The organism is Amycolatopsis sp. NPDC101161 (assembly GCF_044768185.1).
Taxonomy (GTDB): Bacteria; Actinomycetota; Actinomycetes; order Mycobacteriales; family Pseudonocardiaceae; genus Amycolatopsis.
This window is the reverse complement of sequence record NZ_JBIWPI010000003.1, coordinates 212365-230652: the sequence shown is the minus strand read 5'-3', so window position 1 is coordinate 230652 and position 18288 is coordinate 212365. Positions and strand designations below refer to the sequence as shown.

At 73.4% G+C, this 18288-nt stretch carries 20 protein-coding genes and 1 pseudogene; 8 read left to right on the top strand and 13 right to left on the bottom strand.

Going from position 1 to position 18288, the window contains the following annotated elements:
* Window positions 1–171 precede the first annotated feature (171 nt).
* Window positions 172–780, bottom strand: a complete 609-nt coding sequence (locus tag ACIRSS_RS22945) for an HSP18 transcriptional regulator (RefSeq protein WP_400898059.1) — start codon at window positions 778–780, stop codon at window positions 172–174.
* A gap of 117 nt (window positions 781–897) precedes the next feature.
* Between ACIRSS_RS22945 and ACIRSS_RS22940 the strand changes: the two genes are divergently transcribed.
* Together ACIRSS_RS22940 and ACIRSS_RS22935 are read left to right on the top strand one after the other, a co-directional pair.
* Window positions 898–1668, top strand: coding sequence for an ANTAR domain-containing protein (locus ACIRSS_RS22940; RefSeq protein ID WP_400898057.1), 771 nt, complete (start codon window positions 898–900; stop codon window positions 1666–1668).
* Window positions 1669–1736: 68 nt separating this feature from the next.
* A complete protein-coding gene (locus tag ACIRSS_RS22935; protein ID WP_400898055.1) occupies window positions 1737–2360 on the top strand; it encodes a maleylpyruvate isomerase family mycothiol-dependent enzyme in 624 nt (207 codons plus the stop codon).
* 11 nt (window positions 2361–2371) lie between these two features.
* Here ACIRSS_RS22935 and ACIRSS_RS22930 read toward each other — a convergent pair whose 3' ends face one another.
* The 3 genes from ACIRSS_RS22930 to ACIRSS_RS22920 are packed head-to-tail and all read right to left on the bottom strand — an operon-like array spanning window position 2372 to window position 3684.
* The gene (locus ACIRSS_RS22930) at window positions 2372–2818 is read right to left on the bottom strand and encodes a nitroreductase/quinone reductase family protein (RefSeq protein WP_400898053.1); all 447 of its coding nucleotides are present in this window, start codon (window positions 2816–2818) and stop codon (window positions 2372–2374) included.
* Between the two features lie 52 nt (window positions 2819–2870).
* Entirely contained in the window at window positions 2871–3050 is a 180-nt protein-coding gene (locus ACIRSS_RS22925; RefSeq protein WP_400898051.1) for a hypothetical protein, read from the bottom strand.
* 43 nt (window positions 3051–3093) lie between these two features.
* Window positions 3094–3684, bottom strand: a complete 591-nt coding sequence (locus ACIRSS_RS22920) for a TIGR03086 family metal-binding protein (RefSeq protein WP_400898049.1) — start codon at window positions 3682–3684, stop codon at window positions 3094–3096.
* Window positions 3685–3778: 94 nt separating this feature from the next.
* Here ACIRSS_RS22920 and ACIRSS_RS22915 point away from each other — a divergent pair.
* A pseudogene (locus ACIRSS_RS22915) lies at window positions 3779–5037 on the top strand (amidase family protein).
* A gap of 7 nt (window positions 5038–5044) precedes the next feature.
* Window positions 5045–5848: a MerR family transcriptional regulator gene (locus tag ACIRSS_RS22910; protein WP_400898047.1), complete on the top strand. Its 804-nt coding sequence runs from the start codon at window positions 5045–5047 to the stop codon at window positions 5846–5848.
* Here ACIRSS_RS22910 and ACIRSS_RS22905 read toward each other — a convergent pair.
* Window positions 5845–6195 carry an ArsR/SmtB family transcription factor gene (locus ACIRSS_RS22905; RefSeq protein ID WP_400898045.1) on the bottom strand — a complete coding sequence of 117 codons (351 nt, stop codon included), beginning with the start codon at window positions 6193–6195 and terminating at the stop codon, window positions 5845–5847. The two genes, ACIRSS_RS22910 and ACIRSS_RS22905, sit on opposite strands and share 4 nt — an antisense overlap.
* Window positions 6196–6249: 54 nt before the next feature.
* Here ACIRSS_RS22905 and ACIRSS_RS22900 point away from each other — a divergent pair, with 54 nt between their 5' ends.
* The gene (locus tag ACIRSS_RS22900) at window positions 6250–7176 is read left to right on the top strand and encodes a cation diffusion facilitator family transporter (protein ID WP_400898043.1); all 927 of its coding nucleotides are present in this window, start codon (window positions 6250–6252) and stop codon (window positions 7174–7176) included.
* A 3-nt stretch (window positions 7177–7179) separates the two neighbouring features.
* On the opposite strand, the gene ACIRSS_RS22895 is transcribed toward ACIRSS_RS22900, so the two are convergent.
* Both ACIRSS_RS22895 and ACIRSS_RS22890 read right to left on the bottom strand, forming a co-directional pair.
* The gene (locus ACIRSS_RS22895) at window positions 7180–8370 is read right to left on the bottom strand and encodes an MFS transporter (protein ID WP_400898041.1); all 1191 of its coding nucleotides are present in this window, start codon (window positions 8368–8370) and stop codon (window positions 7180–7182) included.
* Window positions 8367–9143 (bottom strand): DeoR/GlpR family DNA-binding transcription regulator, encoded by a 777-nt coding sequence (locus ACIRSS_RS22890; RefSeq protein WP_400898039.1) that lies wholly within the window; start codon window positions 9141–9143, stop codon window positions 8367–8369. Before ACIRSS_RS22890 ends, ACIRSS_RS22895 begins: the two co-directional genes overlap by 4 nt.
* Window positions 9144–9266: 123 nt before the next feature.
* Here ACIRSS_RS22890 and ACIRSS_RS22885 point away from each other — a divergent pair, with 123 nt between their 5' ends.
* Window positions 9267–9854 (top strand): TetR/AcrR family transcriptional regulator, encoded by a 588-nt coding sequence (locus tag ACIRSS_RS22885; RefSeq protein WP_400898037.1) that lies wholly within the window; start codon window positions 9267–9269, stop codon window positions 9852–9854.
* On the opposite strand, the gene ACIRSS_RS22880 is transcribed toward ACIRSS_RS22885, so the two are convergent.
* The gene (locus tag ACIRSS_RS22880; protein WP_400898035.1) at window positions 9851–10951 is read right to left on the bottom strand and encodes a Gfo/Idh/MocA family protein; all 1101 of its coding nucleotides are present in this window, start codon (window positions 10949–10951) and stop codon (window positions 9851–9853) included. The two genes, ACIRSS_RS22885 and ACIRSS_RS22880, sit on opposite strands and share 4 nt — an antisense overlap.
* Window positions 10948–11682, bottom strand: a complete 735-nt coding sequence (locus ACIRSS_RS22875) for a sugar phosphate isomerase/epimerase family protein (RefSeq protein ID WP_400898033.1) — start codon at window positions 11680–11682, stop codon at window positions 10948–10950. Before ACIRSS_RS22875 ends, ACIRSS_RS22880 begins: the two co-directional genes overlap by 4 nt.
* 198 nt (window positions 11683–11880) lie before the next feature.
* Here ACIRSS_RS22875 and ACIRSS_RS22870 point away from each other — a divergent pair, with 198 nt between their 5' ends.
* On the top strand, window positions 11881–12075 hold the full coding sequence (locus ACIRSS_RS22870; RefSeq protein WP_400898031.1) for a hypothetical protein: 195 nt from the start codon (window positions 11881–11883) through the stop codon (window positions 12073–12075).
* 70 nt (window positions 12076–12145) lie between these two features.
* A complete protein-coding gene (locus ACIRSS_RS22865) occupies window positions 12146–12991 on the top strand; it encodes an SAM-dependent methyltransferase (protein ID WP_400898029.1) in 846 nt (281 codons plus the stop codon).
* Here the strand turns inward: ACIRSS_RS22865 and ACIRSS_RS22860 are convergent.
* From ACIRSS_RS22860 to ACIRSS_RS22845, 4 genes are all read right to left on the bottom strand, one after another.
* Window positions 12988–15840, bottom strand: a complete 2853-nt coding sequence (locus ACIRSS_RS22860) for an RICIN domain-containing protein (RefSeq protein WP_400898027.1) — start codon at window positions 15838–15840, stop codon at window positions 12988–12990. The two genes, ACIRSS_RS22865 and ACIRSS_RS22860, sit on opposite strands and share 4 nt — an antisense overlap.
* A gap of 128 nt (window positions 15841–15968) precedes the next feature.
* On the bottom strand, window positions 15969–16940 hold the full coding sequence (locus tag ACIRSS_RS22855; protein WP_400898025.1) for a transporter: 972 nt from the start codon (window positions 16938–16940) through the stop codon (window positions 15969–15971).
* On the bottom strand, window positions 16937–17821 hold the full coding sequence (locus tag ACIRSS_RS22850) for an ABC transporter ATP-binding protein (RefSeq protein ID WP_400898023.1): 885 nt from the start codon (window positions 17819–17821) through the stop codon (window positions 16937–16939). Before ACIRSS_RS22850 ends, ACIRSS_RS22855 begins: the two co-directional genes overlap by 4 nt.
* Before the next feature lie 11 nt (window positions 17822–17832).
* Window positions 17833–18228 carry a GntR family transcriptional regulator gene (locus ACIRSS_RS22845; protein WP_400898021.1) on the bottom strand — a complete coding sequence of 132 codons (396 nt, stop codon included), beginning with the start codon at window positions 18226–18228 and terminating at the stop codon, window positions 17833–17835.
* Window positions 18229–18288 lie beyond the last annotated feature (60 nt).

Here is an 18288-nt window from a genome sequence, read left to right as displayed (position 1 = left end):
CTCGCCGGGCATCGGCTGCGGGAGGCCGGAGGCCTGTGAGCAGTGGGGCGGCGGGCAGCCGGCGTGCGCGGGCTCGCGACGAGCGAGCCGTGACTCGGCCCGCGCGCGGCCCTCGCAGCCCATCGGCCGGTCGTGGCAGCAAGCGCGCCCCGGCCGGCGAGCACGTCCCGGCTAGTCCTTCGCCCGCCGGTTGCCGGCGGCGTCGCGGCGGAGGCGGGCCGTCTCCTCGGAAATCTCCCCCAGCTCCTCCGCCAGTCCCGCGTGGTCACTGGCCAAATAAGTCCGGGCAGCCACCAACGGGGGTAGCAGCGTCGCCGGGTCGTCGTCGCCCAGGGCTGCTCCCAGGCGGTCCGCGCTCTCCTGGGCCGCCGCGTCGAGGCCGTCCAGTGCGCTCACCCGGCCGGCCAGCTTGCGCAGGCTCGCCGAGTTGCGGCGGGCCCAGTCGGCGACCGCGCGGTCGCCCGCCCGGCGGTCGCGCTCCGCGTCGACCCTCGCCTCGCCCGTCTTCTCGCCCGTGTCCGACGGCTGCAGCCGCAGGTACCGCCGTTCCGCGGCCTGACGGCTCGCCACCCCCAGCGCCGGGGCCAGCGCCACCCAGCTCGCGCCGGCCGTGCGGGCCGCCGTGATCAGCTCCGGCTCCCAGCCGGCCAGCTCCTCGCGCAGCACGCGCAGGCCGGACAGCGCCGTCAGCAGCCGCTCGCGGTCCGCCGTGCCCGCGCGGGCCGCCGCGACCACCTCGTGGATCCGGCTCAGCGCTCCGACCGGGTCACCGTCACCCATTCGTCATCCTTCCGACGACCCAAATCTTGTCATCATTTTGACGACATGCTAGAACAGAATCCGAGCGTACGTCGAGTTCCCGGCGCACCGCCGCCTGACCGCCCGCAGGACAGAGCCATGACCAAGCCCGTGACCGCGCTGCTCGAAGAGCTCCTGGAGCGGATCGCCGCCGACGCGCCCGGCGCCGTCGGCGCGGCGGTTTCCGTGCACCACCACGGATCGCCGCTGCACGTCGTCGCGTCCCGCGGAATCGGGGACGTCTTCGTCCCCGCCCAGCTGGACGGCCTCGGCGGGCCGGTCGCGACCGCCGGCGACACGGGACAGCCGGTCGTCACCGCGGACGTCCTCGCCGACGAACGCTGGCCGTCGCTCACCTTGACCGCCCTGCTCGAGCGCCACCCCGGAGCGGACTGGACGCGCGTCCGCGGTTCCGCCGCGCTGCCCGCGCTGTGGGACACCGAGGGCAGGCTCGTGCTGTCGGTGACGCTCGACCGGCCCGCCACCGAAGAGACGCTGAAGGTGTTGCGGCGGCACGAAAGGCTGACGGCGATGGCGCTCGTCGTCGCCGAAGCGGCGCTGCCCGGCCGGATCGAGCAGATGCTGGACCTCCTGCAGTCGCGGGCCGCGCTGGAGGAGGCGAAGGGCATCGTCATCGCCCTGCGCCGCTGTGATCCCGACGAGGCCTGGGCGACGTTGCGGCGCGCCAGCCAGCAGTTCAACGTCAAGGTGCGCGAACTCGCCGTCGCGCTGGTGGAACTGCTGGCGGGCGCGCCGGCGCCGCAGCCGGACGGCGACCGCGTGATCGAACCGGGCCCGGCCGCGCGCGCCGCCGCCGAACAGGTGCTGCGGGCGTTCGAGGGCGGCGCGGCGGAGCCGGCCGGCCTGTAACGCCCCGGCCCCCGCGGACGACCTGCCTGCACCGGGATCGCCGATCCCGGACGGCCCGAGGAGGTCCGATGACGGACTCCGGCCCCTGGCCCGGCATCCACCGCGAACGCGCCGCACTGGCCGACGACCTCGCGGACGTGACCGCCTGGTCGACCCGCTCGCTGTGTCGCGAGTGGACGGTGCACGACGTGCTCGGCCACCTCGTCTCGACCGCGACGCTGACCCCGGTGACGTTCTTCGCGCGGCTGGCGGCCTCCGGGTTCCGGTTCTCGGCGATGACGAGCCGGAACATCGCCCGCGAGACCGCCGACGGCCCGGACGCGACGCTCGCCCGGCTGCGCGCCCACGTCACCGACACGACGGGACCGCCGGGGCCGGCCGATTCATGGCTGGGCGAGGTCGTCGTGCACGGGACGGACATCCGCTGGCCGCTCGGGCTGACCCGGGCGTTCCCGGCCGAGACGCTGATCCGGGTGGCCGAGTTCTACCGGCGGTCGAACCTGCTGATCGGGGCGAAGAGTCGGGTCGCGGGGCTTACCCTGCGAGCCGACGACGCCGACTGGTCGGCCGGGAGCGGGCCGGAGGTCCGGGGGCCGATGCTCGCGCTGGTGATGGCGATGACCGGACGCGAAGCCGCGCTGGAGCGGCTGTCCGGCGACGGGCTCGAGCAGCTGGCGGCCCGCACGACCTGACCGCGCGCGGCTCACACCGGGTCGACGCGGAACACCGCGATGCGCTCGGCCGCCGCGGCCGCCGCTTCCGGGGTCGGCGCGTCGGCCAGCCCCGTCGTCACCAGCCGCTTCCCCACGCTCGCCGGGCTGTCCGCGACCAGCCGGCGCAGGAGCGGCCGGCGCTCCTCCACCGGCACCTCCGTCAGGCGCGCCGGGGACGTCCGGCGGCCGCGGGTGAGCGTCACCTCGGCCGCCGCCCGCGCGTTCGCGACCCAGGCCGCCTTGGGGTAGGCCTGGAAGATGAACCGCTCGCCGTCGATCGGGATGACCGCGATGGGGAACGTGCGCGGCACGCCCGTGCGCCGCCCCGGGACCGTGAGCAGCTGCATCGGCCCGAACGCGACGCCCAGCCGCTGGAGCCCCACGACGATCTTGTTCCCGGCGTTGACCATCCGCCGGTAGTTCTGCGCTGTTGTCATGCCACGACCGTACACGAAGTCATACGAAACTCATATCATCTGATCTTCGTACTCAGTGCCGCTCCGGACCCGGCTGTGTTTCCGGCGGCAGCGGGTCCGGCACCGGCGTGCCCGGCTCCGGGGCGGGCAAGTCCGGGTCCGGCCCGGGCAGCGACGGGTCCGGCGCGGCGGGATCGGGCGGGACCGGCTCGGGCGGCGCCGGGGGCGCGGTCATGCGTTCTGCGGTCGGCATCGGGTTTCCCTCCGCCTGTGCACCGCCCGCGGTTCGGGCGGCGTCACCGGTGGTTACCACCCGGGCGCGGCGCGGAAACCACCGCGGCCGCCCGGCGGCCGAGGAAGGCCAGCATCCGCGTCTGCTCGTCGGCGTCCGCGGGCGGGTCGAGCTCGGGCCCGAAGAACCCCGGGCGGCGCACGATGTTCGCCCGGGCCCAGCCGAACGCCACCGCCACCAGCTCCGGCTCGAGGCGCACTTCCTGGTCGATGTCCCAGCTGTGCGCGACCAGGTCGGTGATCAGCAGCGGCACGATCCCGGCGACCGGCACTTCACCCAGGCCGGGCAACGAAACCGGGCGGCTCAGCTCCTCCTCGGTCAGCGTCCGGACCGACGCGGCCCGCCACGTCTCGACGGGGTCCGTCCCGGCCAGCACCGCAGGGTGGGGCGCGCCCGGCGCACCCGCGGTCTCGCCGTACTCCGCGCCGCTCGCCCACGCCCGCAGCTGGCGCTGGCCCCAGACGACGTGCCCGGCGACGTCGCGCACCGACCACTCCGCGCACGCCGACGGCGCGTCCCACCGGCCCTCCGGCACCGCCGCGAGTACCGCGTCGAACTCGTCCTGAGCGCGCCGGTACAAGTCCATGGTGTCCATTTCGCTCCTTCGTCGAGGGTTTTCCCGAGGACGAACGGGCGCGGCCGGACTCGACAGTTGACCCTGACACCGTGTCAGCGCGTATCCCGGACCCATGACGTTCTTCCGCACCGCCACCGAAGTGGCCGCCGACCTCCGCCGGGGCGCGTTGTCGTCGCGTGACCTGACCGAACAGCTCTTCGCGCGCATCGACGCCTCCGACGTCAACGCCGTCGTCGCCACGCGCCGCGACTACGCGCTCGAAGCCGCTTCGCGCGCCGACGCGACCACCGGCGGCCCGCTGCACGGCGTCCCGATGACGATCAAGGACGCCTTCGCGGTGGCGGGCCTGCCCACGACCTGGGGCGAGCCGGCGTTCGCCGACGCCGTGGCGGATCGGGACGCCGTCGTCGTGGAGCGGCTGCAGGCGGCGGGCGCGATCGTCGTCGGGAAGTCGAACGTGCACCACCTGCTCGCCGACTTCGGCCGGACGGAGAACCCGGTCTACGGGCGGACGGTCAACCCGCGGGACCCCGCGCGGACGCCGGGCGGCTCGAGCGGCGGCGCGGCGGCCGCGCTCGCCGCCGACTGTCCTTTGTGGAGTACGGCTCGGACCTGGCCGGGTCGATCCGGATCCCGGCGGCCTACTGCGGCGTCTACGGCCTCAAGCCGACGCCGGGAACGGTGCCGCTGCGGGGTTTCCAGCCGCCCGGGCCGGTCACCGACCTGCCCCGGGAGTTCCCGTCGGCGGTCGGTCCGCTGGCGCGGTCGGCCGCCGACCTGCGGCTCGCGCTGAGCGTCACCGCTGAGCAGCTGACGTCTTCGCGCCGGTCGCGGCTCGCGGACTTCCGCGTCGGCGTGGTGCTCGACGACCCGGCCTGCCCGGTGACCGAGGAGGTCGGGGCGGCCTTGTCGGACGCTGTCGACGCGCTCGCCAAAGCCGGCGTGCCCGTGGCCGAAGGCTGGCCGGACGGCGTCGATCCGGTCGTCCAGGCGGACGCGTTCGGCTTCCAGGTCGAGTGGTTCTTCGCCGCGCAGGAAGGCCGCACGCCCGACAGTGCCGGCGAGCAGGAGCGGCGGCGGGCGGACCTGGGCGCGGCGTGGGCCCGGTACTTCGCGGACGTCGACGTCTTCCTCTGCCCGACGGTGTTCACGACGGCGCCGGCGCACGGCGACCGCCGCCGCTACGACGACCAGGTGTTCTGGATCGCGCAGGCCTCGCTGCCCGGGCTGCCGGCGGTGAGCGCGCCGATCGGCGGCCCTCTGCCGGCCGGGCTGCAGGTGGTCGGGCCGGCCGGCGAGGACGACACCGCGATCACGTTCGCCGAGCTCGCCGCCGACGTCGTCGGCGGGTTCGTGCCGCCTGCGGAATGATCGGGGCGTGTTCTCGATCGGCGACTTCGCCCGCCACGGCCGCGTGTCGGTCTGGATGCTGCGCCACTACGACGCGCTCGGGCTGCTGCGGCCGGCGCGCGTCGACCCCGCGACGGGCTACCGCAGCTACGCGGCGGGCCAGCTGGCGCGGCTCAACCGGATCGTCGCGCTGAAGGACCTCGGGTTCACCCTCGACCAGGTGGCGACGCTGCTGGCCGACGAGGTCCCGGCGGAGCAGGTGCGCGGCATGCTGACGCTGCGGCGCGCGGAGCTGGAGGCGGCGCTGGCGGAGGGCGCGGCGCGGCTGGCGCAGGTCGAGGCGCGGCTGCGCACGATCGAGGCGGAGGGAACCGCGCCCGACGTCGTGGTCAAGGAGCTGCCGGCGATGCGCGTGGTGGAGCTGACGGGCGTGGCGGCGGGGTTCGCGCCGGAGGCGATCGGGCCGGTGGTCCGCCCGCTGTGCGTGGAGCTCGGCCAGCGCCTGCCCGCGGCGGACGTCACCCCGGCCGGGCGGCTGACGTGCTACTACGAGCAGCGCTCGGAGGACGAGGTCGTGGTGCACGCGGCGGTTCCGGCGTCGGTGGGCGGGGGCGATCTGAACGGGCTGAAGGTGGCGTACCTCCCGGCGACCCGCGCGGCAACCCTGGTCCACCACGGCGCGATCGACGGCGTGCTGCCGAGCTGGCAGGCGGTGGTCCGGTGGATCGACGAGCACGGCTTCGCGTCGGCCGGGTCGCAGCGGGAGCTGTACCTGGACTGCCCGGAGGATCCGGCGGGCTGGGTGACGGAGCTGCAGGAGCCGATCGGCTAGGGCCGGTGGGCGTGCTCGGCGGGGAGGTCGCGGTCCAGGTGGTCCGCGTGGTGCAGGGCCTGGGCCAGCAACCCTCGGACGTGGTCGTCCGCGGCCGAGTAGTAGACGAACGTTCCCTCGCGGCGGCCCCTCACCAGACCCGCCAGCCTCAGCTTCGCCAGGTGCTGGCTCACCGCCGTCGGGGCCGCGCCCGCCAGTTCGGCCAGGCAGGCCACCGAGGACTCCCCCTGCAGCAGCGCCCACAGGACCTTGATGCGGGTCGGGTCGGCGAGGAGGCGGAACGACTCCGCCGCCAAGTGGACCTGCTCGTCGGCAGGCATGTCGAAGTCCGGCAGCGACGCGTGCATGCCGTAAACCCTACTACTTGCGTATCTGCGTGTGTGCGCAGATAGACTCACTGCATGGGACACGGACACGGGCACAGCCACGACTCCGCCGACCGCGTCGACCACGCGCTCGAAACCAGCGCGCGCGGCCTGCGCACCCTGACCTGGTCGTTCGCCGCGCTGTTCGTGACCGCCGTCGCGCAGCTGGCGCTCGTGCTCGTCACCGGGTCGGTCGCGCTGCTCGGGGACACCATCCACAACTTCGCCGACGCGCTGACCGCCGTGCCGCTCGGCGTCGCCTTCCTGCTCGGCCGGCGCGCGGCGACCCGGCGCTACACCTACGGGCTCGGCCGCGCGGAAGACCTCGCCGGGGTGGTCGTCGTGCTGGTCGTCGCGGCTTCGGCGGTGCTCGTCGGGTACGAGTCCGTCGTGCGGCTGCTCGCACCCGAGCCGGTCGGGCACCCGTGGGTGGTCGCTGCCGCGGGCGTCATCGGCTTCGCGGGGAACGAGCTCGTCGCGCGGTACCGGATCAAGGTCGGCCGCGAGATCGGCTCGGCCGCGCTGGTCGCCGACGGCGTGCACGCCCGCACGGACGGCTTCACGTCGTTGGCCGTCGTCGTGGGCGCGGCCGGGGTCGCGTTCGGCTTCCCCGCGGCGGACCCGATCGTCGGGCTCGGCATCACCGTCGCGATCTCGTTCGTGCTGCGCGACGCGGCGAAGGAGGTCTTCCGGCGGCTGCTGGACGCAGTCGACCCGGCGTCGGTCGAGCTGGCCGAGCAGGCAGCGTCCGAAGTGGACGGTGTGTTCGAGGTCCGCGACCTGCGGATGCGCTGGATCGGGCACCGCCTGCGGGCCGAGCTGGCCGTCGCGGTCGCGGCGGAGCTGACGGTCACCCAGGCGCACACCCTCGCGCACGAGGTGGAGCACCGGCTCGTGCACGTGGTCCCGCACCTGACCGCGGTCGTCGTCCACACCGAGCCGGCCGGGGAACGGGTGCACTAGCGGTCACGAACCGACCGGTTCCTCCACCGGCTCCGGCTTCGGGCTCAGCACTCCCGCGAACACCGCCGCCAGCACGCACAGCACCACCGGCACCGCGAAGGTCACGTTCAGCGGCATCCACCGCGTCAGCCCGCCGATCAGCGCCGGCCCGGCCAACAGACCCACGTACCCCAACCCCACCACGCGGGCCATCAACGCCCCCGATGCCCGCGTGTCCAGGTTCCCCGCCGCGGTGAACAACTGCGGCACGCCACCGGACAACCCGAGCCCGAACAGCGCCCAGCCCACCAGCGACACCGGCACCCACGGCGCCGCCGCGGCCGTCGTCAGGCCCACCGCCGCCAACGTCGCTCCGTAGCGGACGATCGCCGCCGGGCCGACCAACGCCGCCACCCGGTCGGTCAGGAAGCGGCCGGTCGTCATCGCCACCGCGAACGCGCCGTACGCCAGCGCCGCCGTCGAGGACGACGTGCCCAGGACCTTCTCCATGTGCAGCGCCGCCCAGTCGTTCGCCACGCCCTCCGACAGCATCAGTGCCAGCGCCAGCAACCCGAGCAGCCACACCACGCGGCCCGGCGTCCGGCGGCGAACCACCTGCGACGGCTCGGAAGCGACCACCGCGGGTGCCTCGGCCGGCTCCATCAGGAACCGCGCCGACACCAGGGAAAGCAGCACGCACAGCAACCCGGTGCACGTGAGCGTGATGCCGGTCGGCACGCCGCCACCGAGCGTCGCCGCGCCGATGACCGCCGCGAACGCGCCGCCGATCGACCACATCGCGTGGAACGCCGCCATGATCGGGCGCGGGTACGCCCGCTCCACCACCACCGCGTGGGAGTTCATCCCGACATCGATCGCGCCGTTGCCGAAGCCGAACAGGATGAGCGTCAGCCCCAGCGTCCACCACGAGTCCGCGAACCCCGGGCCGCACAGGGCCAGGCCGAGCAGCACGCCCGCCGCCGGGACCAGCCGGCGGTGGCCGAGCTTGTCGACCAGCGGCCCGGCGATCTGCATGCCCGCGAACGCCGCGCCGCCGAGCACCAGCAGCAACGCGCCCAGCGTGCTGTGCGAGATGCCGGTCGCGCGCTCGACGTCCGGGATGTGCACCACCCACATGCCCATCGCGAACCCGTTGAGGCCGAAGAACATGAAGGTCGCGAACCGGGCGGCGCGGGGGCGGGGCGGAGCGGTCATCGGTTCTCCCAGGGGACGGCGACGTGCACGAGCACGCCGAGCTCGGCCAGCGCCGCGCGCTGGTCCTCGGGCGCGCCCGGGTCGGTGACCAGGACGTCCGGGCGGTCGGCGGGACAGACGTGGGCGAGCGCGGCGCGGCCCCACTTGGCGCCGTCGGCGAGCACGATCGCGCGGGCCGCGACGGCGAGCGCCACCTGCTTGACCTCGGCGTCGCCCAGGTCGAAGGCGGTCAGCCCGGCGTCGAGCGCGAACGCGCACGGGCTCAGCACGGCGACGTCGAACCGGAGCGCCCGCAGCGACGCGACGGTCAGCGGACCCACCAGGGCCTGCTCCCCCGGCCTCGGCTCGCCGCCGGGCAGCAGCAAGCGCACGGCCAGGTCGTCGGCCAGCTCGCGGACCGCGTGCAACGACAGCGGCATGACGGTGACCGGGCGCCCGCGCAGCAGCCGCGCCAGCTCCAGCGCGGTGGTGCCGCTGTCCAGGACGATCGTTTCGCCGTCGCGGATCAGCTCGGCCGCCGCGGCCGCGATGGCCCGCTTCGCCGCGAGCTCCGCCGTCGCGCGGGCGGCGAACGGCGGCTCGATCCCGGACGTCGACGCCGGGACGGCCCCGCCGTGCACGCGCCGCAGCACACCGCGCGAGGCCAGGTGGTCGAGGTCCCGGCGCACGGTCATCTCCGACGCGCCGGTCGCCGACGCCAGCTCCGCGACGGCCACTTGGTCGGCGTCGCGCAGCCGCTCCACGATGATCCGCTGCCGTTCCGCGCTCTTCACCCGGCGATGCTCGCAAGCCGCGAGCACTCGCACAACCGGATTGTTCGTCCGCTCACGGCGTTTGTGCGAAAAGCGGCTGCGGCATGATGGGCCCGTGCACGCCGCCGAGACCACCGCGACCCCGTGACCGGGGGCTACCTGAAGGGCCGGATCCGCCGCGAGGACATCATCACGGCGGCGGCCGCGGCGTACGGCGAGCTCGGCTACCACGGCTCGTCGCTGCGGGAGATCGCCAAGCGCGTCGGGATTTCGCACGCCGGCCTCCTGTACTACTTCCCCACCAAGGAGGCGCTGCTCGCCGCCGTGCTCGAGCGGCGCGACTCCGAGGACGCCGAGCGCGAGCAGCTGACCGTGCCGCCCGGGCTGGAGGTGCTGCGCCACTTCGTCGCGCTCGCCGAGCACAACGTCCGCCACCCCGGGATCGTCGACCTCTACTCGCGGCTCGCCGCCGAAGCCGTCGCCACCGACCACCCGGCGCACGAGTACTTCGTGCGCCACTACCGGGCCGCGCGCGCCGGCGTGCACGAGTCCTTCGCGGTCCTCGCCGCCCGCGGCGAACTGCGCGACGGCGTCGACCCGGACCTGGCCACGCTGACGTTCATCGCGCTCATGGACGGCCTGCAGGTGCAGTGGCTGACCGTCCCCGGCGACGTCGACCTGGTCGGTTCGCTGCGCTTCTACCTGCAGAACCTGCTCACCGTCCCGCTCTAGAGGGTCTTCGCGTACGGGTCCCAGCCCGCCGGCAGCGCGGGCGGGACGTCGACGGTGCCGGCGACCTCCACGGTCTGCCCGCGGGTCATGGACTCGTCGATGGCCAGCATCGCGTCGAGCACGTGGTAGGCCAGTTCGCCGGACGCGCGTTCCGGCACCCCGGCCCGGATCGCCCGCGCCAGCTCCAGCGTCCCGGTGCCGCGCGAAGCCGCGTGCCCGCGCGCCGGCAGCTCCTCCGGCTCGTCGTGGCCGAGCAGGTGCAGCCGGGTCGGCTCGTCGAACCGGTTGGGGTCCGGCAGCACCGCCGTGCCGAGCGTGCCGGTCAGCTCGACCACCCCGGCGCGTTTGAGCGCCGAGTCGAAGCTCAGCACGAGCTGGGCGGAAGCGTTTTCGAACTCGACGAGCGCGGTGACCGTGGTCGGGACCGTCACCGGGAACTCGGTGCCCGCCCGCGGCCCGGACCCGACGACCCGCGTGTCGCGTGCCCGGCCGCCGGCCCCGGTGACGCGCCGGACCGGGCCGAGCAGGTGCACCAGCGCGGTCAGGTAGTACGGGCCCATGTCGAGCAGCGGCCCGCCGCCGGCCCGGAAGTAGAACTCCGGCGCCGGGTGCCACACTTCCGGGCCCGGCACCTGGAAGAGGGCCAGCGCGGTCAGGGGACGGCCGATCCGGCCGGCGTCGACGGCGGTGCGCGCGGTCTGCAACGCGGCGCCGAGGACGGTGTCGGGCGCGCTCGCCACGCGCAGGTTCTTCTCCCGTGCGCGATCGAGGAGCTTGCGGCCGGTCTGGCGGTCGAGGGCCAGGGGCTTCTCGGCCCAGACGTGCTTGCCGGCTTCGAGGGCGGCGAGACCGACGTCGACGTGCGAAGCCGGCAGGGTCAGGTTGACGACGATCTCGACCTCGGGATCGGCGAGCAGCTCGGCCACCGTGCCCGACCGCGGCACGCCGTACTCGGCCGCCCGGGCGGCCGCGCGCTCGCCGTCGAGGTCGGCGACCCGCAGCACGCGGACGTCCGGGAAGCTCGTCAGGTTCTCGAGGTAGGTCCCGCTGATGACGCCGGCGCCGATGATCCCGACGCCGACCGGCCCGCCCGTCACCGGCCGGTCCCGGTCAGGAAGGCGTGGCTGGCGGCGATGGCTTCGAAGAGGTCGCCGTCGTAGGCGTCGAACTCGATCACGCGCAGCGCGTCCGGCGCGGCGGCGAGGACGTCCGGGATCGGCACCCGGCCCTGGCCGGCGGGCACCTGACCGGACGCGTCGGTGGCCAGGCCGCCGTCCTTGACGTGGATCGCGCGGACGCAGTCGCCGAGGCGGCGCAGCAGCGCGGGCGCGTCCTCCCCGCCCGCGGTGGCCCAGTACGTGTCGACCTCCAGCGCCACGGCGGGGTCGAGCTGGTCGGCGAAGACCTCGAAGGCGCTGCGGCCGTCGAGCCGGGCCTGGAGCTCCCACCAGTGGTTGTGGTAGCCGGCCTGCACGCCGTGCTCGGCGGCGACCTTGGCGGCGGCGTTGAGCGCGTCCGCCGTGGCGGCGATGTCGGCCGGGTCCTGCCACTGCTCGGGCCGGACGAGCGGGTCGATGACCAGGCCGATGCCCAGCTCGGCCGCGGTGGCGAAGACGGCGGCCTGGTCGACGCCGATCAGCCGGGCGTGCGCGGTCGGGGCGGTGAGGCCGTGGGCGGGCAACCCGGCCCGTAGCGCCTCGGCGTTCTCGACGACGCCGTACGGCTCGACCCGCGTGAACCCGAGCGCGGCGAGCCGCCGGAGGGTGCCGTCGGGATCGGCCGCGAAGGCGTCGCGGACCGAGTACAGCTGCACGGAAAGCTCGCTCATCACCGGCTCCTGGAGGTCGCGGGGTTCCCTGAATTTCTACCACTCGGTCAAAATTGGCACCAGGGATTTGCCTCCCGGTCCACCGGACGGCCGCACCGCGCGTGCCGAGGCTCACGGCCGCGATTGTTTTGGCGAGGGCCGGTTGGGGCAGTAACGCTTCGACGAGGTCAGGCCGATCCGATCCGGGAGGTGCCGGCAGTGGACAGGGCAGGGGACGAAGTGGACACCGGGGCCGTCGGCCACCCGGCGTCCCGTCGCGACCTGACGGAACTGTCCGAGGCCGCGCGGGACCTCGACCGGCGGATCGAGCAGCACCTCGAACGGCTGCGCCGCGAACGCGCCGAGCGCGCCCGCGACTACATCCCTGACCAGCGGCTTCGCCCGAGCGGCTGACCTCGCGTTTACCGCGCGGACGCGAACTACTACGCTGGGTGGCCCCACGCCGAAGTCCTGCGAGGTCACCATGTCCGAGACGCTGTCCCCGAGCCAGAAGCCGGTGGGAGTCGACCCCGACCGGCCGAGCATCGCTCGGATCTACGACGGCTTCCTCGGCGGCAACAACTACTACGAAGTCGACCGCGTCGTGATGGAGAAGATCCGCACGGCGGTCCCGGAAGCGGTCGACATCGCCCGCGGCAACCGCGGTTTCCACAACCGCGCGCTGCGGATGCTGGCGAACCAGACCAAGATCCGGCAGTTCCTCGACTGCGGCTCGGGGCTGCCGACGGCGGAGAACACCCACCAGATCGTCCAGCGCATCGACAAGGACCACACCGTCGTCTACGTCGACAACGACCCGGTGGTCCTCGCGCACGGCCGGGCGCTGCTCGTCGAGAACGACTTCACGCACATGGTCGAAGCGGACATCTTCGCGCCGGAAACCGTGCTCGGCAACGAGGAGGTGCGCAGCCACATCGACTTCTCCGAGCCGGTCGCGCTGCTGCACGTCGGCACGATGCACCACTTCGAGGGCGACGGCGCGGTCGACGTCATGCGCGAGTACATCGACGCGCTCGCCCCGGGCTCGTACGTGGTGCTGTCGCACTTCTTCGACCCCGAGGTGCCGGAGCTGACCGCGATCGCGAAGCGGATCGAGCAGATCCTGGTCCAGGGCCCGCTGGGCGCCGGCCGGTTCCGCACCCGCGTGGAGATCGAAGCCATGCTGCCGGGCCTGGAGTTCCTCCAGCCGAACGCGACGTCCGGCCCCGGCCTGGCGGTGTGCGACGAGTGGTGGCCGGACGGCCCCCGGCTCACGCCGCTGTCGGCTTCGGCGAAGTGCGTGGCCGGGATCGTCGGCGTCAAGCGCTAACGCAGCCGCCACCGGTGGTCGGCGGTGCCGGTGTCGCCGAACTGCACCACCTGGGCGCTGTCCGCGGTCGACATCCGGTCGACGCCGAGCACCTTGCCGGAGTTGCGGTTCACGATCCGGAACCAGCCGCTGCCGTCGTCGCGCAGGCGCCAGAGGTGGTCGGCCGAACCGTTGTCGGTGAACTGGACGACGACCGCGCTGTCCGCCGTGGACATGCCGTCCACACCCAGCACCTTGCCCGAGTGGGCGTTGCGGATCAGGAACCAGCCGTCGGCCGCGGCTTCGAACGTCCACAGGTGGTCGTCGGTGCCGTTGTCGGCGAACTGCACCACCCGCGCACTGTCCGCAGTGGACATACCGTCGACGCCCAACACCTTGCCGGAGTTGCGGTTCTCCACCCGCACCCGGCCGTCCGGGACGAGCCGCCACACGTGGTCGGCCGAACCGTTGTCCGCGAACTGGACGACCTGCGCACTGTCCGCGGTGGACATTTGATCGACGCCCAGCACCTTGCCCGAGTTGCGGTTCTTCAGCCGCCACCAGCCGTCGCCGTTGTCGACGAGCTGCCAGAGGTGGTCCGCGGTGCCGTTGTCGGTGAACTGCACGACCCGCGCACTGTCCGCGGTGGACATCTGGTCCACGCCCAGCACCTTGCCCGAGTGGTGGTTGCGGACGCGGTACCAGCCATCACCGTTCGCCACGAGGTGCCAGACGTGGTCGTCGGTGCCGTTGTCCGCGAACTGCACCACCCGGGCACTGTCCGCAGTGGACATCTGATCGACACCCAACACCTTGCCGGAGTTGCGGTTCACGATCCGGAAGCCCGCTCCCCCGCCGCCCGGCGACCACGGGTGCCCGTTCGGGTCCGCCGTCGGGAACGACGTGATCCGCAGCCGCGCGGCACCCATCGGGATCAGCGTGACCGTCTCGACCGGCGCCTCGCTGCGCGCCGGTGACGCCTGCAGCGGCGTGACGACGTCCTGGTCGTCCGCGGTCCACTCGGCGATCTTCCGCGCGGACGCGGTGATCGTGACCGGCGCGGCGTCCGGCGTGAACGGGTTGGCGGGCAACGCGCCGCCGGCCGCGGAAAACGTCAGCGCCGCGCCGACGGTGAGGCCGTAGTTCCACGGCGTCGTCGCGTGCACGGCGTACTCCGGGAACCGCGCGGTCCCGCCCAGGCTTTCGTAGCTCTCCCCGATCTTCAGCGAGTACGTCAGCGGGCCGTGGTCGACCGACACGGAGTCGTGGTTCGCCGGCCAGACCCGGGTGGTGGTGCGCTGGGGCAGGGTGAGCGTGACGACGTCGCCATTCGCCCAGGTCCGGTCGACCTTGACGAACGCCGGCCCGGCCGCCGCGGCCACCGTCGCCCCGGCGACGACCAGCCGCGGCGCCGCGCACCAGCCGGGAATCCGGAAGTACAGCGGGAACGCCAGCGGCTTCGGCGTCCGGATCGTGAAGGTGACCTGCTCGGAGAACGGGTAGGTGGTGTCCTCGGTGATGGTCACCGAGGTGCCGTCCCCGACCTTCGCCGTGACGCTGCTGGCGGAGTACATCGCCGCCGCGAGGCCGTTGTCCGGCGTGGCCAGCCACAGCTCTTCGGTGAAGTACGGCCAGCCCATGCCGTAGTTGTGCGGGCAGCAGCGGTACTGGTCGACACCCGGCAGGTAGGCCTGCATCGCGAAGCCGTTCTGGAACTGGCCTTCGCTCTTGGGCACGTCGTCGAGGTCGACGCTGTTCGCGCTGGTGATGTAGTGGACCGCGCGCCCGGCCGGGTCGAGCGCGGCGGGCAGGGAGTTGAAGGCGAGGTCCTCGCAGCGGTCGGCCCAGACGGGGTCGCCCGTCAGCCGGGTGAGCAGCTCGTGGCTCGCCATGAACTCGACGATCCCGCAGGTCTCGAAGCCCTGCCGCGGGTCGCCGAAGCCGGGCCGCGCGTTCTCGTCGCCGGCGAAGCCGCCGCCGGCGAACTGGCCGTACGTCGCCATGACCGTGGCGTAGTCGGAGTAGGTGGCGCGGGTCAGGTTGGCGTCGCCGGAGCGCAGCGCGTACTGGGCGGGCTCGCGGAAGCCCTGGGCGATGTTGACGTTGTGCAGGCTCGGCAGGTTCCCGACCCAGTCGGCGCCGTACGCGTGGATCTTGTCGGCGAGGTCGAGCAGGAAGGTGTCGCCGGTGCGGTTGAAGAGCCAGAAGACGCTGTCGAGGCCGTCGCCCCAGCGGACGGACACCCAGCTGGAGTCGAAGGCGCTCTTGCCCTGGGCGTTCATGTAGCGGAGGAACCGGGTCAGGAACGGGACGACGCGGGTGTCGCCGGTGTACTCCTGCCAGGAGCGCAGGGCCTGCAGGAGCGGGAGGTACGGCCAGAAGTCCGGGCCGTTGTTCAGCGCCGTCCGCAAGGCCGTGGGCCCGAAGAAGCCGTCGGACTGCTGAGTCGCGAGGATGGCGTCGATCCACTTGCCCGCGGTGGCTTTCGCGGTGGCGTCCCCGGTGACGGCGGCGAGGTCGACGTAGCCGCGCAGCCAGTACGGCACCTCTTCCCAGCCGGTGCGCTCGGGGTGGACCCAGCCGCTGGTGGCGAAGTCGAGGAAGTGCGACGTCTCGGCGTAGTGGCCGCAGAGGCCGTCGAGCTGCAGGTTCAGCTGGCCGGCGAGCCAGCCTTTCGCGGTGACGGCCCCGGGCGGGAGCCTGAGGAAGGCGGCCGGCTTCAGCGGGGCGGCGTTGGGTGTGTAGAAGCCGCCTTGCGCGGGGGCCAGCCTCCGGCGGACGACGGCGGCGGCCGCGGGGCCGCCGTTCGCGCCGGTCAGCAGGGTGGCGGCGACGGCTCCGGCGACGAACTGCCTGCGGTTCAGCGACACGGGAGGGCCTCCGCTCGGCTTTACAACGTTGTAAAACCAGTCTTACCGAGTTGATGCAACGTTGTAAATCCGCCGTTCGCCGGAGGCCGGGGTCGCACGACCCCGGCCTCCTCGTGACCGAGCGCCGGTCAGGCGATCGTCCGCAGCCGGCGCAGGGCGAAGTACACCAGCGCCGCCGTCAGCAGGACGAAGATCCCCGTCTCGATCGCCTGGAACGTCCAGAACCGGTCCCCCGGCTGGAACTCCAGCCAGTTGTACGCGCCGGCTCCGGCCTCGCTCGGCCCGCAGCCGCCGGCACCGCACGGGCCGATCTCGGAGTTGGGGAGCACCATCTCCCCGGCCGCGTTGCGGACGCCTTGGGACAGCACCCAGTCGCCCGACGCTGTGTTCGGCGTCTGGTTGCCGTCCGGGAAGAACGTCAGCGTCCGCGCGGGCAGGTACCGCGGCCGGGCCAGGACCTCGATCGCGACGCGGACCGCCGCGAAACCGACCAGCGCGATTCCCATGGCGGGCAGCACCTTCCGCCAGTACGTCCCCGCGAAGACCCCCAGCGCCAAGGCGAACAGCGTGTAGGCGATCGGGACGACTCCCTGGACGTCGAACGAGAAGTAGCCCAGCCGTCCGGTGCTCGCGGTGACCAGCGGCTCGAACCACCACGAGACGCCCAGCGCGTACACGACCGCGAGCACCACGGTGATCCCGCCGACCAGGCCGAACTTCACCAGCGCCCAATGGAGGCGGCTGACGCCCTGGGTCCACACGAGACGGTGGGTGCCCTGCTCGACCTCGCGGGCGACCAGCGGCGCGCCGAAGAACACGCCGACCAGCACCGGCAGGACCACGAACAGCACGGCGACGAACACCATGCCGCCGAACTGCTGCTCGAACTGGTGGCCCAGCCCGGTGCAGCGGCCCACCTCTTCGGTCTGGGTGATCATCGACGCGCTGCCGAGCGCGGCCCGGCAGGCGGGCAGGCCGAGGCTGTCGAACTTCGTGTGCATCGCCAGCCCCGTGGGCACCATGATCGCGGCGAGCGCGACCAGGGCACCGAGGGTGAACAGCGCCTGCTTGCGGTGCTGGCGCCAGGTCAGCCAGATCACGCCGGCACCCCCCACGCGTCCGCCGCGACGCGGGTCTCCGCTTCGGCGAGGTGCGCCAGCACCAGGTCCTCCAGGGTCACTTCGTGCTCCGTCCACAAGGGATCGACCGGGCCGTCGCCGCGGCGGACGAGCAGGGTCGACTGGCGTTCGGTGTGGCTCGCGCGGACCACCTTCGCCACGCCGGCGATCGACTCGCTGCCCGCTCGCGGGCCGACCAGCGTGCGGTGGGTGTCGAGCAGCTCGTCGACCGCCCCGGTCAGCTGGACGCGGGACCGCCGCAGGACGATCAGGTAGTCGCAGCTGCGCTCGAGGTCGGCCAGCAGGTGCGAGGACAGCAGGACGGTCGTCTCGCTCTCGGCCACCGCCCCCATCAGCGCCTGCATGAACTCGCGGCGCGCCAACGGGTCCAGGCTGGCGATGGGCTCGTCGAGCAGCAGCAGCCGCGGGCGCTTGGCCAGGGCCAGCGCCAGCGCGACCTGCGCCCGCTGCCCGCCCGACAGCTTGCCGACCGGCATGTCCGGCGGGATGCCGAGCCCGGCGAGCCGCTCGCGGGCCAGCGCGGCGTCCCAGCGGCGGCGGTTCAGCTTGCCGCCCATGGTGACGAGCTCGGCCGCGGTGAAGTCGCGGTACAGCGGGGTGTCCTGCGCGACGAACCCGATGTCGGCGAGCACCGAGCGCGGGTCGCGGCCGAACACGCGCACCTCGCCCGCGTCCGGCCGCAGCAGCCCGACGGCCAGGTGCAGCAACGTCGTCTTGCCCGCGCCGTTCGGGCCCACCAGCGCGGCGATCCGCCCGGCGGGCACGTCCAGCGTGCAGTCCTGCAACGCCCAGGTGCGCCCGTAGCGCTTGCCCAGCGCCCGGGCCTCGACTGCCGGCTCCATTCGGGAACTCCCTACGCAAGGTTGCGGGGCACCGCGGTGCCCCGCAACGTGGTCTCGATGAGCGCGGCGATGTCGTCGGCCGACATCCCCGCGGCTTCGGCGCGCTCCAGCCAGGCCACGAGCTCGTCGCGCAGCCGCGCCTGGTTGCCCAGCGACGGCCCGGCGAGGTCGCCGGTGACGAACGTGCCCACCCCCGGCCGGCCCTCCGCGAGTCCCTCCAGGACCAGCTCGCGGTAGGCCTTGAGCACGGTGTTCGGGTTGATCGCCAGCGCCTGGGCCACTTCGCGCACCTTCGGCAGCTGGTCGCCGGGGCGCAGCAGGCCGACCCGCAGCGCCTGCTTCACCTGGACGACGAGCTGCATGTACGTGGCGACCCGCGAGCGGCCGTCCAGGACGAACTCGATCACCCGACACCTTCCTATTGTCCTACGACATTAAGACAACACCCGCGACCACACGGCTGTCAA

Bases quoted from the DNA above. Each gene is read 5' to 3' on its own strand.
- ACIRSS_RS22945 (WP_400898059.1), bottom strand. From the start codon at position 780: ATGGGTGACGGTGACCCGGTCGGAGCGCTGAGCCGGATCCACGAGGTG.
- ACIRSS_RS22940 (WP_400898057.1), top strand. From the start codon at position 898: ATGACCAAGCCCGTGACCGCGCTGCTCGAAGAGCTCCTGGAGCGGATC.
- ACIRSS_RS22935 (WP_400898055.1), top strand. From the start codon at position 1,737: ATGACGGACTCCGGCCCCTGGCCCGGCATCCACCGCGAACGCGCCGCA.
- ACIRSS_RS22930 (WP_400898053.1), bottom strand. From the start codon at position 2,818: ATGACAACAGCGCAGAACTACCGGCGGATGGTCAACGCCGGGAACAAG.
- ACIRSS_RS22925 (WP_400898051.1), bottom strand. From the start codon at position 3,050: ATGCCGACCGCAGAACGCATGACCGCGCCCCCGGCGCCGCCCGAGCCG.
- ACIRSS_RS22920 (WP_400898049.1), bottom strand. From the start codon at position 3,684: ATGGACACCATGGACTTGTACCGGCGCGCTCAGGACGAGTTCGACGCG.
- ACIRSS_RS22905 (WP_400898045.1), bottom strand. From the start codon at position 6,195: ATGCACGCGTCGCTGCCGGACTTCGACATGCCTGCCGACGAGCAGGTC.
- ACIRSS_RS22900 (WP_400898043.1), top strand. From the start codon at position 6,250: ATGGGACACGGACACGGGCACAGCCACGACTCCGCCGACCGCGTCGAC.
- ACIRSS_RS22895 (WP_400898041.1), bottom strand. From the start codon at position 8,370: ATGACCGCTCCGCCCCGCCCCCGCGCCGCCCGGTTCGCGACCTTCATG.
- ACIRSS_RS22875 (WP_400898033.1), bottom strand. From the start codon at position 11,682: ATGAGCGAGCTTTCCGTGCAGCTGTACTCGGTCCGCGACGCCTTCGCG.
- ACIRSS_RS22865 (WP_400898029.1), top strand. From the start codon at position 12,146: ATGTCCGAGACGCTGTCCCCGAGCCAGAAGCCGGTGGGAGTCGACCCC.
- ACIRSS_RS22850 (WP_400898023.1), bottom strand. From the start codon at position 17,821: ATGGAGCCGGCAGTCGAGGCCCGGGCGCTGGGCAAGCGCTACGGGCGC.